11 protein-coding genes are annotated in these 16,736 nt (G+C 66.4%); all 11 read left to right on the top strand.

Annotated elements, in window-relative coordinates; translation table 11 throughout:
• Window positions 1–83 precede the first annotated feature (83 nt).
• Window positions 84–287: a DUF3311 domain-containing protein gene (locus tag HLH29_RS01230; protein WP_220791310.1), complete on the top strand. Its 204-nt coding sequence runs from the start codon at window positions 84–86 to the stop codon at window positions 285–287.
• The gene (locus HLH29_RS01225; protein WP_246373554.1) at window positions 277–1,671 is read left to right on the top strand and encodes a sodium:solute symporter family protein; all 1,395 of its coding nucleotides are present in this window, start codon (window positions 277–279) and stop codon (window positions 1,669–1,671) included. The genes HLH29_RS01230 and HLH29_RS01225 overlap by 11 nt, the downstream gene beginning before the upstream one ends.
• Before the next feature lie 15 nt (window positions 1,672–1,686).
• Window positions 1,687–2,136, top strand: a complete 450-nt coding sequence (gene cynS / locus HLH29_RS01220) for a cyanase (protein WP_182964171.1) — start codon at window positions 1,687–1,689, stop codon at window positions 2,134–2,136.
• A 306-nt stretch (window positions 2,137–2,442) separates the two neighbouring features.
• The gene (locus HLH29_RS01215) at window positions 2,443–4,116 is read left to right on the top strand and encodes an NAD(P)-binding protein (RefSeq protein WP_182964170.1); all 1,674 of its coding nucleotides are present in this window, start codon (window positions 2,443–2,445) and stop codon (window positions 4,114–4,116) included.
• Entirely contained in the window at window positions 4,113–7,736 is a 3,624-nt protein-coding gene (gene nifJ / locus HLH29_RS01210) for a pyruvate:ferredoxin (flavodoxin) oxidoreductase (protein ID WP_246373552.1), read from the top strand. Before HLH29_RS01215 ends, nifJ begins: the two co-directional genes overlap by 4 nt.
• A gap of 216 nt (window positions 7,737–7,952) precedes the next feature.
• Complete coding sequence (locus HLH29_RS01205) at window positions 7,953–8,963, top strand: dihydroorotate dehydrogenase-like protein (RefSeq protein WP_182964169.1); 1,011 nt, start codon at window positions 7,953–7,955, stop codon at window positions 8,961–8,963.
• A gap of 110 nt (window positions 8,964–9,073) precedes the next feature.
• Window positions 9,074–10,441, top strand: a complete 1,368-nt coding sequence (locus HLH29_RS01200) for a bifunctional enoyl-CoA hydratase/phosphate acetyltransferase (RefSeq protein WP_182964168.1) — start codon at window positions 9,074–9,076, stop codon at window positions 10,439–10,441.
• 86 nt (window positions 10,442–10,527) lie between these two features.
• On the top strand, window positions 10,528–11,805 hold the full coding sequence (locus HLH29_RS01195) for an MFS transporter (protein ID WP_182964167.1): 1,278 nt from the start codon (window positions 10,528–10,530) through the stop codon (window positions 11,803–11,805).
• A 33-nt stretch (window positions 11,806–11,838) separates the two neighbouring features.
• Window positions 11,839–12,828: an HlyD family secretion protein gene (locus tag HLH29_RS01190; RefSeq protein ID WP_182964166.1), complete on the top strand. Its 990-nt coding sequence runs from the start codon at window positions 11,839–11,841 to the stop codon at window positions 12,826–12,828.
• Window positions 12,825–15,605 (top strand): ribosome-associated ATPase/putative transporter RbbA, encoded by a 2,781-nt coding sequence (gene rbbA, locus HLH29_RS01185; RefSeq protein ID WP_338030150.1) that lies wholly within the window; start codon window positions 12,825–12,827, stop codon window positions 15,603–15,605. The genes HLH29_RS01190 and rbbA overlap by 4 nt, the downstream gene beginning before the upstream one ends.
• Window positions 15,602–16,729, top strand: coding sequence for an ABC transporter permease (locus tag HLH29_RS01180; RefSeq protein ID WP_182964165.1), 1,128 nt, complete (start codon window positions 15,602–15,604; stop codon window positions 16,727–16,729). Before rbbA ends, HLH29_RS01180 begins: the two co-directional genes overlap by 4 nt.
• Window positions 16,730–16,736: the final 7 nt, after the last annotated feature.

The following is a 16,736-nucleotide window of genomic DNA, read 5'->3' as shown; positions in this document are numbered from 1 at the left end:
ACCAGCATGGTGGCCGGATCTTCGTCCGGCACAATTCCGCATGGGAGGGCAGCGCACTGAAGCCGCGATCGACAGAGGGACGCATGAGAGACGTGTGGCGTGTCGGCCTGGGGGTTGGCGTGCCGCTCGGCGCGATCGTGCTGTTGCTGCCCATCCTGAGTTCAAGCCGCCTGCTGGTCTTCGGGGTGCCGCTGGTGGTGTGCTGGCTGTTCGGCTGGTTCTTCCTGACGTCGCTGTGCATGGTCGTCGTCTGGCTGGCGTTCGATCGCGGAGGGGATGATGGCTAGCATCGTCTTTTTCCTGGTCATTCTGCTGTCGATCCTGGTGGCGCTGTTCTCGCGGCGTGGCCATGGCCACCAGGACAGCCGCGATTTCTTCGTGGCGTCGGGGCAGTTCGGCGGCATCCTGGTCTTCATGCTGGCGGTGGGGGAAACCTACAGTATCGGCAGCATCATGGGGTTTCCGTCGGCGGCCTACAGCACCGGAACGTCCTTCATCATCTGGTTCCTGGGCTATATCGTGCTGGCCTATCCGGTCGGTTATTTCATCAATCCGCTGATCTGGCGGGCGGGGCGGGACTATCAGGCCCTGACCATGGCCGATCTGTTCCGTGCCCGTTTCGGCAGCATCGGGCTGGAACGGCTGGTGGTGCTGACGGCGATCCTGTGTCTGCTGCCGATGGGCGAATTGCAGATCGTCGGCCTGCTGCGCGTCATCGACCAGTTCCATTGGGCGTTGCCCCAGCAATGGACGACCAGCGCCGCTGCCGCCCTGACCTTTGCCTGGATCATGCTCTCGGGCATCCGTGCGCCGGCCTATGTCTCGGTGATCAAGGACAGTCTGGTGCTGATCGCGGTGACGGTGGTGGGGCTGGCCGCGTTGCGGGCGGGGGGCATGGCGCACCTGCCGCCCGTGGACTGGAGCGGGCAGCCGGTGGCGCTGCGGGACCAGATCTATGCGCTTTCCACCATTCCGCTCCAGGCCGTGGCGTTCTGTGTGGCGCCGCAGACGGTCGCCTTCGTGTTCACCGCGCGCTCGGCGCGGACGGTGCGCCGCAACCAGATCGTCATGCCGCTCTATATGGTGATGTTTCCGTTTCTCTATCTGGTGGCGCTGTATGCGCGCTCGGCGGCGCTGCCGGTGCCGTCGCCCAATGCGGTGTTCATGGTGGCGGCCGGGGCGCTGCTGCCGGACTGGATGGTGGGGTTGGCCGCCGGTGCCTGTGCGTTGTCGGGGTTGGTGATCCTGGCCGGTACCTGTCTGGCCATCGGCCCGCTGGTGTCGCGCAACCTGCTGCATGGGCTTTCCGACGCCGGGCAGCGGCGGGGGGCGCAGGCGGTGATCGCGTTCTATCTGCTGTTCTCGATCCTCGCGGCGGGGCATCTGTCCGGCCTGATGGTCACGCTGACCAGCTTCTATTATCTGGGTGTGTCGCAATTCATTCCCGGCATTGCCGCGATCATCTGGCGCTGGCCGCTCTCGGCCCGGGCGCTGGGCGCCGGGCTGGTCGTCGGCGATGTCGTGGCCATGGGCGGTGCGCTTGCGGGCTTGCAGCCGGCCGGGCTCAATACCGGCATGATCGGGCTGGTGGCCAATCTGCTGGTCGCGGGCGCGATCTGGTGGATGGAACGCCGGAAGCGTATCGCGGGACCGGTTTCGGAGACCGTCTGACGAAGGGAGACGCGCATGTATACCAGCCGCGAAGAGGTCACCGAGGCGATCGTGATCGCCCGGGTTCGCAAGGGCCTGAACTGGGCCGATATCGCCCGGCAGGTGGGGCGCAGCAAGGAATGGACGACCTGCGCCTGTCTGGGCCAGATGGTGTTTTCGGAGGATGAGGCGCGGACGGTGATCGGCCTGTTCGACCTGGACCAGACGGCGCTGCCCTGGCTGTGCGCGGTGCCGTACAAGGGGAGTTTTGACGGTGGGGCGCCCGGCGATCCTCTCCTGTATCGCTGGTATGAGATGCTCAGCGTCTACGGGCCGGCGCTGAAGGAACTGATCCATGAGGAATTCGGCGACGGAATCATGAGCGCGATCGATTTTCGCATGCAGGTCGGGCGCGAGGCCGATCCGGCGGGCGATCGGGTTCGGGTCACGATTTCCGGCAAGTTCCTGCCCTACAGGCCGTACTGAGGCCGAGGCGCGCTGGACTTTTTGGTGGCGGCCCGCGGGCCGTGCCGGGGCGCTGAGGGCACGCGTCCGCCATGGCCATCCTGATGACAGATAAAAGAAATTTGTGACGTTTGACTTCGGTCAAACGGCTCCCAGCCTGTTCGATGTTATGACAAATCCGGCGAATCCTTGAGCGGGTGTCCGATCCTGGGGCGAGGGTTTATCTGGATCGGTATCGAAACGATGATCTCGTGATATCGATCGTGCGGCAGGAGGCCTGTCACGCGCTCATAATGCGCGGGCGGCCCCGACGGGCTGGGGGTGGGGATGGCTTTGAAACGCGATGACATGACGCAGGTGCTGCAGGAGACGACGCGGCGCGGGGTCGGCAGCCGACGCTGGCAGAAGCCCGTCTACAGGCATTTCCTGCCGCCCTGTAACCATGCCTGCCCGGCCGGCGAGGACATTCAGGGCTGGCTGGCCCTGGCCCAGGCGGGCGAGTACGAAAAGGCCTGGCGGGCGCTGGTGGCCAACAACCCGATGCCCGCCATCCATGGCCGGGCCTGCTATCATCCGTGCGAAGGCGGGTGCAATCGGGGTGAGCTGGATTCGCCGGTTGCCATCCATGCGGTCGAGCGGTTTCTGGGCGATCTGGCGGCCGAGAAGGGCTGGCAGGTGTCGGTGGCGCCCGCCACCGGCAAGAAGGTTCTGGTCGTGGGCGCGGGGCCGGCCGGTCTGTCCTGTGCGTGGCATCTGGCCCGGATGGGGCATCAGGTGGAAATCCGGGACGCGGCCGAGCAGCCGGGTGGGATGATGATGTATGGCATCCCGGCCTATCGCCTGCCGCGCGACCCGATGAACAAGGACATTGCGCGCATCACCGGCCTGCCGGGTGTGACGCTGCGCTGCGGGCAGCGGGTGGATGACGTGGTGCGGGCGAAGCAGGAGGGGGGCTTCGACGCGGTGTTCGTGGGGGTTGGCGCGCAACTGGCCAACCGACTGAACATCCCGGCCATGGATGGCCGGAAGATGACCGATGCGATCGGCCTGCTGGGCGATGTCAGTCGTGGCGGGCGGCCGGCGCTGGGGCGCGTGGTGGCCGTGGTCGGCGGCGGCAATGTGGCGATGGATGCCGCGCGCACCGCGCGGCGGCTGGGTGCCACCGATACGGTCATCATCTTCCGCTATGATCCGCAGCATATGGAGGCCCTGCCGGCCGAGGCGGCCGAGGCCGTCGCCGAGGGGGCGAAGGTGCGCTGGCTGAGCGTGGTCGATCATTTCGGCGCCGATGGGCTGGTGGTCGAGAAGGTGACCATGAACCCTGACGGCAGCGTGACGCCGACCGGCGAGACGGAGCGGCTGGCGGCCGATGCGGTGGTGCTGGCGGTGGGGCAGCATAGCGACCTCGGCCTGCTGGCCGATGCCGTGGGGGTGAAGGTGCAGAAGGACGGCACCGTTGCCGTGGATGCCGGGCTGATGACCGGGCAGGCGGGCATCTTTGCCGGTGGCGACTGTATTGGCGGTGCGCGGACCATGACCACGGCGACGGGACATGGCAAGCTGGCGGCGCGGGCGATCGATGCGTGGCTGGGCGGCGGGACGTATGAGCATCCGGCGTCGCATCCGCTGGTCCGTTTCGACATGCTGCATCTGCCGGATTATCGCGATGCGCCGCGCAGCGTGCAGGCCGAGCGACCGGTGGCCGAGCGCATGGGCTTCGACGAGGTCGATGCCGGGCTGGACGCGCGCCATGCCCGCTATGAGGCGCAGCGCTGTCTTTCGTGTGGCAATTGCTTCGAATGCGACAATTGCTATGCCGCCTGTCCTGAACAGGCGATTACCCGGTTGGGGCCGGGGCAGGGCTATGCGGTGTCGATGGATCTATGCACCGGCTGTGCCACCTGTTTCGAGCAATGTCCCTGCCATGCGATCGAAATGGAGCCGGAGCCGGCCGGCCAGGATGCCGCCCCGGCGCCGTCGGGATTCAAGGTGCGGGCATGAGCGACATGACAGGAACGGAGAAGGTCGGCATGACCGAACAGACCGCCACGATGGACGGCAATACGGCCGTTGCGCATGTGGCCTATCGGGTCAACGAGATCTGCGCCATCTATCCCATCACGCCGTCCTCGCCGATGGCGGAACTGGCCGATGCCTGGTCGGACCAGGGGCTGCGCAATATCTGGGGCGATATCCCCGAAGTGCAGGAAATGCAGGCCGAGGGCGGTGCCGCGGGCTGCGTGCATGGGTCGTTGCAGAGCGGCGCGCTGACGACGACCTTTACGGCGTCGCAGGGGCTGATGCTGATGCTGCCCAACATGTACAAGATCGCGGGCGAGCTGACGGCGACGGTCTTCCATGTCGCGGCGCGGGCGCTGGCGGCGGGCGGGTCGTCGATCTTCGGCGACCATCAGGATATCATGGCGGCGCGGCCGACGGGTTTCGCGATCCTGGGCGCGGCCTCGGTGCAGGAAGGGCATGATCTGGCGCTGATCGCGCAGGCGGCGACGCTGGCGGCGCGGGTGCCCTTTATCCATTTTACCGACGGGTTCCGTACGTCGCACGAATACAACATGCTGAAGATCATGCCCGACAGTGTGATCCGGGCCATGATCGACGACGATCTGGTGCATGCCCATCGCGGCCGCGCGCTGACGCCGAACAATCCGTTCATTCGCGGTACCTGGCAGAATCCCGATACCTATTTCCAGACGCGCGAGGCGGTGAACCCGTACTATGCGAAGGTGCCGGGTATCGTGCAGGAGGTGATGGACAGGTTCGCTGCCCAGACCGGCCGTGACTATCGCCTGTTCCGCTATGACGGGCCGGCGGATGCCGAGCGTGTGATCATCAGCATGGGATCGGGCGCGGAAGTGGTGCGGGAAACCGCGCTGTGGATGAACCGCCAAGGAGCGAACCGGCCCGGCGAGAAGGTGGGGGCGTTGCAGGTGCTGCTCTATCGCCCGTTCTCGGCCGAGCATTTCCTGGCAGCCCTGCCGCCGGGCGTGAAGTCGATCGCGGTACTGGACCGCACCAAGGAGCCGGGCGCGCCGATGGAGCCGCTTTATGCCGACGTGCTGGGGGTGTTGGCGCAGGCGTTCGGCACCGGGCGGATTGCCGCGATGCCGCGCGTGATCGGGGGACGCTACGGCTTGTCGTCGCGCGATTTCAATCCGGGCATGGTCAAGGCGGTCTTCGACGAGCTGGCGAAGGCGACGCCGAAGAACAATTTCACGCTCGGCATCGATGACGACGTGACGCATACCAATCTGGAGTATGACCAGAACCTGGATATCGAGCCGAAGGACACCGTGCGCTGCCTGTTCTACGGGCTGGGTGCCGACGGCACGGTGGGCGCGAACAAGAACAGCGTGAAGATCCTCAGCGAACAGCCGGGACGGTTCGCGCAGGCCTATTTCGACTATGATTCGCACAAATCGGGCGGCGAGACGATTTCGCACCTGCGGTTCGGCACGGCGCAGATCGCAGCACCCTATCTGATCCGGCATGCGGATTTCGTGGCCTGTCACAAGTTCGAATTCCTGTTCAAGCGCGATATCCTCGGGCCGGCCATCGATGGCGCGACGTTCCTGCTGAACAGCCCCTATGGGCCGGACGCGGTGTGGGACAAGCTGCCGCGCCGGGTGCAGGACCAGATCGTGGCCAAGAAGCTGCGTTTCTTCGTGATCGATGCCTCCGACGTGGCCTTGAAGATCGGGCTGGGGCCGCGTGTGAACACGGTGTTGCAGACCTGCTTCTTCCATCTGTCCAAGGTGCTGCCGCCCGAGGAGGCGGTGGCGCAGATCAAGCATTTCATCACCAAGAGCTATGGCGCCAAGGGCGACGCGGTGGTGAAGCTGAATTTTGCCGCCGTGGACGCGGCGGTGGCGGCACTGCATGAAGTGACGGTGCCGCAGGTGGCTGCCGGCACCGTGGCCATGCCGCCGATCGTGCCTGCCTCGGCACCGCTGTTCGTGCGCGAGGTCACGGGTGAGATCATGGCCAGCCGGGGCGAGGCGATTCCGGTCAGCAAGATCCCGGCCGATGGGACGTTTCCCGGTGGGACCACGCAATATGAAAAGCGCAATATCGCGGTCGAGGTGCCGATCTGGGACCAGGATGCGTGCATCCAGTGCGGCCAGTGCAGCATCGTCTGTCCGCATAGCGTGATCCGCGCCAAGATCTATGACGAGGATGCGCTGGAGGGGGCGCCGGAGCATTTCCGCTCGGCGCCGGTCAATGCGCGTGGCTATCCGGATTCCCGTTTCTCGCTGCAATTCTATGTCGAGGATTGCACCGGTTGCGGCGTGTGCGTGGAAAACTGCCCCGCCATCGCCGAGGATGGCGTGCATCGGGCGATCAATATGGGCGAGAAGCTGCCGATCCTGGAGCAGGAGCGGAAGAATATCAGCTTCTTCGAAACTCTGCCGACGCCGGACCGGACCTTTGTGAACCAGGCCAATGTGCGGGGCGTGCAGTTGCTGGAACCGCTGTTCGAGTTCAGCGGGGCCTGCGCGGGCTGTGGCGAGACGCCGTATCTGAAGCTGATCTCGCAGCTTTTCGGCGACCGGATGCAGATCGCCAACGCCACGGGCTGTTCGGCGATCTATGCCGCCAATATGCCGGCCCATGCGTGGAAGGCGAACGCCGAAGGGCGCGGGGTGGCGTGGGCGAATTCGCTGTTCGAGGATAATGCCGAATTCGGACTGGGTTTCCGCCTGGCGGTGGACAAGCAGACCGGGCTGGCGCGCGACCTGCTGACCCGGCTGGCGCCGAAGGTGGGGCAGGATCTGGCGAATGAGATTCTGGCGAAGACCCAGCACACCGAACGCGATTATGCCGAGCAGCGTGAGCGTGTGGCAGCCCTGAAGCAGCGCCTGGCGCCGCTGGACGGGCCGGATGCGAAAAACCTGCTGATCCTGGCTGATTTCCTGGTCCGGCGTTCGATCTGGATCGTTGGTGGCGATGGCTGGGCCTACGATATCGACTATGGCGGGCTGGACCATGTGCTGGCGCAGGGCCGCAATGTGAATGTGCTGGTGCTGGATACCGAGGTCTATTCGAACACCGGTGGCCAATCCTCCAAGGCGACGCCGCTGGGGGCGAGTGCCAAGTTCGCGGCGGCCGGCAAGCGGGTGCCGCGCAAGGATCTGGCCTTGCAGGCCATTTCCTACGGCACGGTCTATGTGGCGCAGATCGCGCTGGGGGCGAATTCGGAACAGGCGCTGATCGCGATGCGCGAGGCCGAGGCCTATGACGGGCCGTCGCTGATCCTGGCTTATTCGCAGTGCATCGCGCACGGCATCGACATGCGCACCGGCATGAAGCAGCAGGCGCGGGCGGTGGCATCGGGATACTGGCCGCTGTTCCGCTTCGACCCCACGATGCGCAAGAGCGGGTTGAATCCGTTCCGGCTGGATTCGCCGCGTCCGCGTATTCCGCTGAAGGAATATGCCTATCGCGAGCTGCGGTACAAGACCCTGCTGCGCACGCATCCGGAATCGGCCGGGCATCTTCTGCAGCAGGCCGAGGCGGCGGCGCAGGAGCGTTATCGCATCTATGAGGATATGGCCGCCCGTGACGGCAGCCGGTTTCTGCCCCACTGGGAAGACATCCCCTGAGTTTTGGGCCGTAAACGCGCGCTGGTGGCGATCCGGCGCGCGTCCGCTGTGCTCCGGTGCTCACGGCCATCAAGGCCGCTCCGCTCCGGTGCTCGCGGACACACGACGGGCGCGGCCCTTTGGGCCGCTCTCGCTCACCAGCCCACGTTTCCGGCCCAAAACTGCGCGTGCGTTTCGCGGGGTTCCAGGAATCCGCTAGCGGAGAGAGTTAAAGATATGGATTTGAGCACGACTTATCTCGGTCTTGAGCTGAAGCATCCGATTGTCGCTTCGGCGTCGCCGCTCAGTGCCGAGCTGGATGGCATTTTGCGGCTGGCGGATGCGGGGGCGGCGGCGATTGTCCTGTCGTCGATCTTCGAGGAACAGATCATCGCCGAGGAACTGGCCGAGGCGGCCATGATGGATCTGGGCACCGATTGCCAGCCGGAAGCGGCGGGCTATCTGCCGCCGGCCCCCGGCGGCAATGTGCTGGACGGGCGGTTGGAGACGCTGCGGCGGGCCGCCGAGCGGGCGGGGGTGCCGATCATCGCCAGCCTGAATGGCTGTTCGGCCAGCGGGTGGGTCGATTTCGCCCGCAAGCTGGAGCAGGCGGGGGCGTCGGCGATCGAACTGAATATCTATCGCGTGCCGGCCGACCCGATGGAAAGCGGCCCCTCGGTCGAGGCGGCGGCGCTGGAGATCCTGCGCCGGGTGAAGGCGGCGGTGGGTGTGCCGGTGAGCGTGAAGATGGCGCCCTTCTTCAGCGCGCCCGGTCATATGGCGGCGCGGTTTGCCGAAGAAGGTGCGGACGGGCTGGTGCTGTTCAACCGGTTCTATGGTCCCGACGTCGATCTGGCGGCGCTGACGGCGCGTGATGATCTGCATCTGAGCAATCCGTACGACATCCGCTTGCCGCTGATGTGGGTCGGGCTGCTGGCGCGGCGCATCCCGACATCGATCGCGGCTTCGACCGGGGTCTGGAGCGGTGGGGACGTGGTGAAATACCTGCTGGCGGGCGCGGATGCGGTCATGACCACTTCCGCGCTGCTGCGCCATGGGCCGGGGCACCTGGCCACGCTGCTGGGGGCGCTGCGGGGCTGGATGGAGCGCCGGGGCCATGAGTCGGTCGCGTCCTTCAAGGGGCAGCTTGCGGCCGGAGGGCAGCCTGACGAGGCGGCGCAGTTCCTGCGTGCCCAGTACCGGACGATCCTGACCAGCTATGACGCGCAGGCGGCGTCTCAATTATAAAAGCGAGATGGGCGGGATCGATTTGACCGGGATCAACGCGGCCCATCTGTTCACCGGTATCATGACGGGGAATTGATCGTTCGGCCCTTCTGTCCAAAGGAATAAAGCTGGTGGATGAGACTCAGGAACTTGTGACCAACCGGTTGTTCAAGGATATCGCGGTCGGCGAGAAATCCGATCTGACCGAGATCCTGACACGCGACAATGCGGACCTGCTGGGCGGATGGCAGCCCGATGGGGCCGGGGTGGAGACGGCCTCGGTCAGCCAGTCGGTGGCGAGCGTGTGGATCGGCATTCTGGTCATGCGGCTGGTCAGCACGCGTTTTCCGGGGGTCGGCAGTGTGGTGCGCAGCTATGCGCTGACGCTGGAAGGCGGATTGTCGGTCGGCGACCAGGTCGTCGTCACCTGCCAGGTGATGGCGAAGCACGAGACGGATGCGCTGCTCGACCTGTCATTCGTCTGCGTGCGGCAGGATGGGGGCGAGGTTGCGCGGGGCACGATGCAGATCGTGGCGCCCGAGGCGCCGCAATCGGTGATGATGGCCTGTTCGTCGTTCGAGCATATCGTCACGCATCGCCGCTTTCGCGCCCTGTGCGAGAAGGCGGCCCAGTTGCCGGTCCTGCCGATCGCGGTGGCCTATCCGTGCGACGATCTGTCGCTGCGCTCGGCCTGCGATGCCGCCAAGCGCTGCCTGGGGCAGCCGATCCTGGTCGGGCCGAAGGCGCTGATCGAGTCCGTCGCCAAGGAATCCGGCCTGTCGATCGAGGGGCTGGAGATCGTCGAGGCCGAGGACCCGCATACGGCCTCGGCCCAGGCTGTCGCACTGGTGCGGTCGGGTCGGGCACGGATGCTGATGAAGGGGGCGGTGCATACCGACGTGCTGCTGCATGAGGTCGTGGCGCGCCCGACCGGTCTGTGCGGCGAGCGGCGGCTGAGCCATGTCTTTGTCATGGATGTGCCGTTCTACGACCGGCTGCTGATGATCAGCGATGCGGTCGTGAACATCGCGCCCGATGTGCGGGCCAAGCATGACATCGTGCAGAACGTGATCGATTTCGCGCATGTGCTGGGGCTGGCGGAACCGCGCGTTGCCATCCTGTCGGCGGTGGAGACCGTCAACCCGGCGATCCAGTCGACGCTGGATGCGGCCGTGCTGTCGAAGATGGCGGACCGCAAGCAGATTACCGGCGGGATTGTGGATGGCCCGCTGGCCTTCGACAATGCGGTGAACCTGAATGCCGCCAAGATCAAGCATATCGAATCTCCTGTGGCCGGGCAGGCGGATATCGTGATCGTCCCGACCCTGGAGGCGGGGAATATGCTGGCCAAGGAATTGTCCTTCCTGGCCGGTGCGGACGCCGCCGGCGTGGTGCTGGGCGCGAAGGTGCCGGTGATCCTGACCAGCCGCGCGGATTCCGAGCAGGCCCGGCTGACTTCCTGCGCCATCGCCCTGATCATGGCCCATGGCATGACGTGATTCCGGCCTCCCTGCGTGGAGGAGTCCTTTTCGATTCGGTACAATAACAAAAACCCGCCATCGCCTGGCGAGGGGAGGATACGCCGATGAATATGGTTTCCACGTTGCCGCCATCCGCGCCGCCATCGGGCGGCGTGCAGGCGAAAGGGGCCTTTCAGCCCGGCTATATCCTTGCCTGGGCGTTCTGCCTGCTGTTCTATTTCCTGCAATATTCCGTCCGCTCGGCGCCCAGCGTCATGATGGACGAGCTGACCGCCACCATGGGGCTGACGACGGCGGGTCTGGGGTCGTTGCTGGGGCTGTATTACTATACTTATTCGGCCTGCTCGCTGATCTCCGGCGCGTCGATGGACCGGTGGGGTGCCAAGCTGGCGATCCCGGTCGGCACGCTGGTGCTGGCCGTGGGGATCGCCATGTTCGGCGCCGGGCCGGTCTGGATGGCGGAGCTGGGGCGCCTGTTGCAGGGCGCCGGGGCGGCCTTTGCCTTCGTGGGCGCGGTCTATCTGGCCTCGCACGGTTTTCCGGCGCGTTATCTGGCGACCGCGATCGGCGTGACCCAGTGTGTGGGCATGCTCGGCGGGGCGATGGGGCAGTCCACCGTGGCGTGGCTGATCCATGGCGTCGTGACCTGGCGGTCGTTCTGGGTCTATGCCGGGGTGGCGACGGCGATTGTGGCGGTGGCCATCTTCCTGGGCACGCCGCGTCAGGAAAAGAGCGCGTCGGGCGGGCAGGGGTCGATGATGGCGCCCTACAGGGTCGTGCTGGGCAACCCGCAATCCTGGCTGTGCGGCCTGTGTTCGGGCCTGCTGTTCCTGCCGACCACGGTGGGCAGCATGACGTGGGGCGTGTCCTTCATGACGCATGGGTGGCACATGAGCTACCACGAGGCCGTCAGCCGGGCGGCGATGGTGCCGATCGGCTGGGTCTTCGGCTGCCCTATTTTGGGGTATCTGGCCGATCATCTGGGGCGCCGGAAGCCGGTGCTGTTCGGCGGCATCGTGGCGATGCTGCTGTCCTCGGCCGCGATCATCTATCCGCCGCCCGGATTTTTCCCGCCTTACATCCTGGCCTTCATCCTCGGCTTTGCGTCGGGTGCGGCGATGATCCCCTATAGCGTCATCAAGGAGGTCAATCCCGACAGTGTGAAGGGCAGCGCCACGGGGGCGATCAATTTCCTGGTGTTCGTCATGAGTGCGGTGGCGTCGCCGCTGTTCGGATGGTTCCTGCAGAGGCTGGCCGGCGCCGGGGGACTGACGGAGACGGTCTTTCGTGAGGGATTTTCGGTCGGCGTAGTGGGGATCGTGCTGGCCGGCGTGGTGGCCCTGTTTCTCCGCGAGACCGGAGCGGCGGTGCGGGCGGGGTAGTGTCGGATCGGGATGAACAGGGATCGGGCGGAGATGGCGCGGAGAATCCTCATTGCCGCCGGCGTGGCCGGTCTGGTGATCATCGCCGGTGCCATCGGGTGGCTGTGGGTTGCGCATGCGGACCAGTCCGTGCCGGGTCTGTATCATTCCAACGGGCGGCTTGAGCTGACGCGGATCGACGTTGCGGTGAAATATCCGGGGCGGGTCGGTGCGCTGGACGCACAGGAAGGCGATATGGTTGTGCGGGGCCAGGTACTGGCCCGCGAAGACGATGAAGAGGCGCGGGCCCAGCTTGCGGCGGCCATGGCCCGGCAGGGGCAGGCCGAGGCGGCGACGGGCCGGGCGCTGGCGGAACTGGCGGCGCGGACCCGGGCCGCCCTGCTGGCGGGCGACGAGCTGGCCCATGCCCGGACCATGCGGCGCCAGATGCTGGTCTCGGACATGGAAGTGACGCAGCGGCAGACGGCGTTCGACGTTGCCGAGCGCGCGCGCGACGGCGCGGCGCAGGCAGTGCAGGAAGCCGGTCGCGCGGTGGACGCGGCGGCGGCGATGGTGGCGCAGGCGCGGGTGGTGGTGGAGGATATGGTGATCCATGCCCCGGTCGCGGGGCAGATCGAATATCGCGTGGTCGAGGCCGGCAGTGTGCTGCCGGCGGGCGGGCGGCTCTATGCGCTGCTGGACCCGGTCGATCCGTATCTGACGGTCTTCTTCCCGGCGCGGGTTGCCCGGCAGCTCCGCGTGGGGGATGAGGCGCGGATCGTGTTCGATGACCTGGAGACCGGGCCGGTCGCGGCCCGGATTTCCTATGTCTCGCCCGAGGCGCAGTTCACGCCGAAATATGTGGAGACGGCGACCGAGCGCGAGCAACTGGTCTATCGCGTTCGCCTGCGGGTGGAGCGGGCGGCCCAGAAGGCGCTGGGCGGGGTGCTGAAGGCCGGCATGACGGGGGAGGGTTATGTGCGGACCGAGGTCACGGCGCCCTGGCCGGCATCTCCCGCCGGAGCGCATCGGGCCGCGCCGTGAGCGACGCCCCGCCCCCGACCGGCGTGCCGCCTGCCGCGCCGTACGAGGCGGGGATACGGGTTGCCGGTGTGCGGCATCGCTATGGGCGGGCCGAGGCGCTGCGTGAGGTGTCGATCGACCTGCCGGCGGGCACGACCATCGGCGTCATCGGGCCGGACGGGGTCGGCAAATCCACGCTGCTGGGGCTGATCGCCGGGGTGCGGCGCCTGCAGGCGGGACGGGTGGTGACGCTGGGGTGCGACATGGCCGACCGGCGGGCGCGGGAGGCTTTTCTGGGCCGTGTCGCCTTCATGCCGCAGGGATTGGGGAAGAATCTCTATCCGACGCTGTCGGTGCGGGAGAATATCGATTTCTTCGCCCGTCTGTTCGGGCTGGATGCGGCGACGCGGCAGGCGCGGATTGCGCAGTTGCTGGACGCGACGGGGCTGGCGCCCTTTCCGGATCGTCCGGCGGCCCAGCTTTCGGGCGGGATGAAGCAGAAGGTCAGCCTGTGCTGTGCGCTAGTACATGACCCGGACCTGCTGATCCTGGACGAGCCGACCACCGGCGTCGATCCGCTGTCGCGCCGCCAGTTCTGGACCCTGGTGGACCAGTTGCGCGCCCGGCGGCCGGGCATGAGCGTGATCGTCTCCACGGCCTATATGGAGGAGGCCGAGCGGTTCGACTGGCTGGTGGCGATGAATGACGGAAGGGTGCTGGCCTGCGACCGGACCGCGTCCATCCTGCGCCGTACCGGGCGCGCCACGCTGGAAGAAGCCTATGTGTCGCTGCTGCCGGAGGCCGAGCGGGCGGGAGCGTCCGCGCTGTCGATCCCGCCCTATCGCGACCCCGGTGGGGGGCCGGCGATCGAGGCGGATGGGCTGACCAAGCGGTTCGGGCGCTTCGTTGCCGTCGATCATGTCAGTTTTCATATCGGACGGGGCGAGATCTTCGGGTTTCTCGGCTCCAATGGCTGCGGCAAATCGACCACGATGAAGATGCTGACCGGGCTGCTGGATGTGAGCGAGGGCAGTGCCAGGGTCTTCGGCCGGCCGGTGCGGGCCGGCGATCTGGAGAGCCGGATGCGCATCGGTTACATGTCGCAGGCGTTCTCGTTGTACGAGGAGCTGACGGTTCGGCAGAATCTGGTGTTGCAGGCGCGGCTTTTCCGTTTTTTGGCCGGTGAGGCGGAGCGGCGGACGCAGGCGGCGCTGGCGGATTTTGCGCTGGAGGGGGTGGCGGACCTGCGGCCGGGGGGATTGCCGCTGGGCATTCGCCAGCGTCTGCAACTGGCGGCGGCGTGCATCAACGACCCGTCGATCCTGATTCTGGACGAGCCGACATCGGGCGTGGACCCCGCCGCGCGGGAGATGTTCTGGAAACATCTGGTCGCGCTGTCGCGCGGGAAGCAGGTGACGATCTTTGTCTCCACTCATTTCATGAACGAGGCCGCGCGCTGCGACCGGATCTCGTTCATGCATCGTGGCCGGGTGCTGGCGGTGGGCGCGCCGGAGGCGCTGGTGCAGGCGCGGCATGCGGCGACGCTGGAGGATGCCTTTGTCGCCTGCCTGGAAGAGGCCATGGCAGGGGACAAGGACAGCGTGCCGGTGGGGGAGGCATCCGCCCCCGCCATGGCCGCGACCGGTCGGCACGTGCCGGCGACGGGGATCGGTGGCTGGGTGGCGCGGGCCTATGCGTTCGGTCGGCGCGAGGCGGTGGAATTGCTGCGCGACCGGCTGCGGCTGCTGTTTGCCGTGGGTGGGCCGGTCGTGCTGTTGCTGATTGCGGTCTTCAGCATTTCATTCGACGTGAACACGATCCGTTTCACGGTCTGCGATCATGACCACACGCAGGCCAGCCGGGAGCTGGTGGAGCAGTTCCAGGGATCGCCCTATTTCGTGCAGCAGGCTTCGTCGCCGGATCGTGACGCGCTGGAGGCGCGGCTGCGGCGTGGGGAGGTGGATATCGGGATCGATATTCCCGCCGCCTTCGGCCGCGATGTGGCGGCCGGGCGGGACCCGGCGGTGGGGCTTGCGATCGACGGGGCGGTGCCGTTCCTCGGCGCGAATATCCGCGCGTATGCCGAAGGGGTGGTCATGCAGTACGAGCAGGCCATGATGCGCGAGAAGGGGGTGATCCGGCTGGACCCATTGCCGGTCCAGGTACTGCCGCGCTTTGTCTATAATCAGGAATTCCGCAGTGTTTACGCCATAACGCCCGGAATCATCATGCTGGCGCTGATCCTGATTCCGACCATGCTGACGGCGCTGGGCGTGGTCCGGGAGAAGGAAATCGGCTCGATCATGAATCTCTACGCCTCGCCGGCCACGGTTGGGCAGTATCTGCTGGGCAAGCAGATGCCCTATGTGCTGGTGGCGCTGGTGGCCTATGCGGCGCTGGTGCTGCTGTCGGTGACGTGCCTGGGCGTGCCGCTGAAAGGGTCGCTGCTCGCGCTGTCGGTGGGGGCGTTGCTGTATCTGTTCGCGGCGACCGGGCTGGGGCTGCTGGTTTCGGCCTTTACGACGTCGCAGGTGGCGGCGATCTTCGGAGCCGCGCTGATCTGCCTGATTCCCGGTGTCAATTTCTCGGGCCTGCTCTATCCGGTCTCGACCCTGTCGGGCCTGGGTTATGGGGTCGGCGTGGTCTTTCCCGCCGGGTGGTTTCAGATCATCAGCCTGGGCAGTTTCACCAAGGGGGTGGGGGCTGCGACGTTCACCACCGCCTATCTGGTGCTGGCGGCCTCGGCGATGGGCTGCATGCTGGGTGCGCGGCTGCTGATCCGGAAGCAGGAGCCATGAGGCGCTGGGGGATCACCGTCTGGCTGCTGTGCCGCAAGGAGGCGCTGAGCCTGCGCCGCGATGGCGTGCTGCTGGGGCTGATCGTCTTTGCCTTTACCGCCGCGATCCTGATCGTTGCCTATGGGGTGAAGGCGGAAGTGTCGCACGCCACCATCGCCTTCATCGACGAGGATGGGTCCACGCTCTCGCGCCAATTGCGCGAAGGGGTGCAGGAACCTTATTTCCAGGCGCCGGTCCTGGTGGACCGCAGGACGGCGCGGGAGCGGCTGGACCGGGGGACGCTGATCTTCGTCGTCGATGTGCCGCCGCGTTTCGAGGCCGATCTGCTGGCCGGGCGGACGCCGTCGCTGGATATCCAGGTCGATGCCACCGCCATGACCCAGGCGGGGCTGGGGGTAGTCTATCTGCAGGATATCTTCCTGCACCGGATTGCCGATGCGATGCCGCGCCCGGTTGCGGGACCCGCGCCGCCCTTTCATCTGGTGCCGCGCATCCGCTTCAACCCGAATTCGGAATCCGCGTGGTTTACCTCCGTCATGCAGATCGTGACCGATGTGACCGTGCTGTCGATCATCCTGGTCGGCGCGGCCGTGATCCGCGAGCGGGAGCATGGCACGATCGAACATCTGCTGGTGCTGCCGGTATCGGCCGGCGAGATCGCGGTGGCCAAGATCATTGCCAATGCGCTGGTGATCTTCGTGGCCGCCCTGCTGTCCCTGCTGCTGGTGGTGCATGTCTGGCTGGGGGTGCCGCTGGCCGGATCGCTCGGCCTGTTCGCCGTGTGCCTGTTCGCCTACGTGATCGCGGTTTCGGCGCTGGGGATGATGCTGGCCACCATCGCGCCGGCGATGCCGCAGTTCGGGCTGCTGGCGGTGCCGGTTTATGCCGTGGCGTATCTGCTGTCGGGCGCCGCGACGCCGGTGGCGAACATGCCCACCCTGTTGCAGAAGACCATCAGCGTGCTGCCGACGACGCAGTTCGTCAGCCTGACGCAATCCATCCTGTATCGGGGCGCGGGGCTGGAAACGGTGTGGCTGCCGCTGCTGGTGATCCTGATATCGGCCGCTTTGTTCCTGCTGGTCGCGCTGGTTCGGTTCCGGTCCATGCTGGCCCGGCAGGGGTGAGGAGAGT

The sequence above is a fragment of the Gluconacetobacter tumulicola genome, assembly GCF_014174215.1.
Lineage (GTDB): Bacteria > Pseudomonadota > Alphaproteobacteria > Acetobacterales > Acetobacteraceae > Gluconacetobacter > Gluconacetobacter tumulicola.
The sequence above is the reverse complement of the archived record's forward strand: the minus strand, read 5'-3'. Positions and strand labels throughout refer to the sequence as shown.

Coding starts and splice junctions, on each gene's coding strand:
- HLH29_RS01230 (WP_220791310.1), top strand. CDS start 84: ATGAGAGACGTGTGGCGTGTCGGCCTGGGGGTTGGCGTGCCGCTCGGC.
- HLH29_RS01225 (WP_246373554.1), top strand. CDS start 277: ATGATGGCTAGCATCGTCTTTTTCCTGGTCATTCTGCTGTCGATCCTG.
- cynS (WP_182964171.1), top strand. CDS start 1,687: ATGTATACCAGCCGCGAAGAGGTCACCGAGGCGATCGTGATCGCCCGG.
- HLH29_RS01215 (WP_182964170.1), top strand. CDS start 2,443: ATGGCTTTGAAACGCGATGACATGACGCAGGTGCTGCAGGAGACGACG.
- nifJ (WP_246373552.1), top strand. CDS start 4,113: ATGAGCGACATGACAGGAACGGAGAAGGTCGGCATGACCGAACAGACC.
- HLH29_RS01205 (WP_182964169.1), top strand. CDS start 7,953: ATGGATTTGAGCACGACTTATCTCGGTCTTGAGCTGAAGCATCCGATT.
- HLH29_RS01195 (WP_182964167.1), top strand. CDS start 10,528: ATGAATATGGTTTCCACGTTGCCGCCATCCGCGCCGCCATCGGGCGGC.
- HLH29_RS01190 (WP_182964166.1), top strand. CDS start 11,839: ATGGCGCGGAGAATCCTCATTGCCGCCGGCGTGGCCGGTCTGGTGATC.
- HLH29_RS01180 (WP_182964165.1), top strand. CDS start 15,602: ATGAGGCGCTGGGGGATCACCGTCTGGCTGCTGTGCCGCAAGGAGGCG.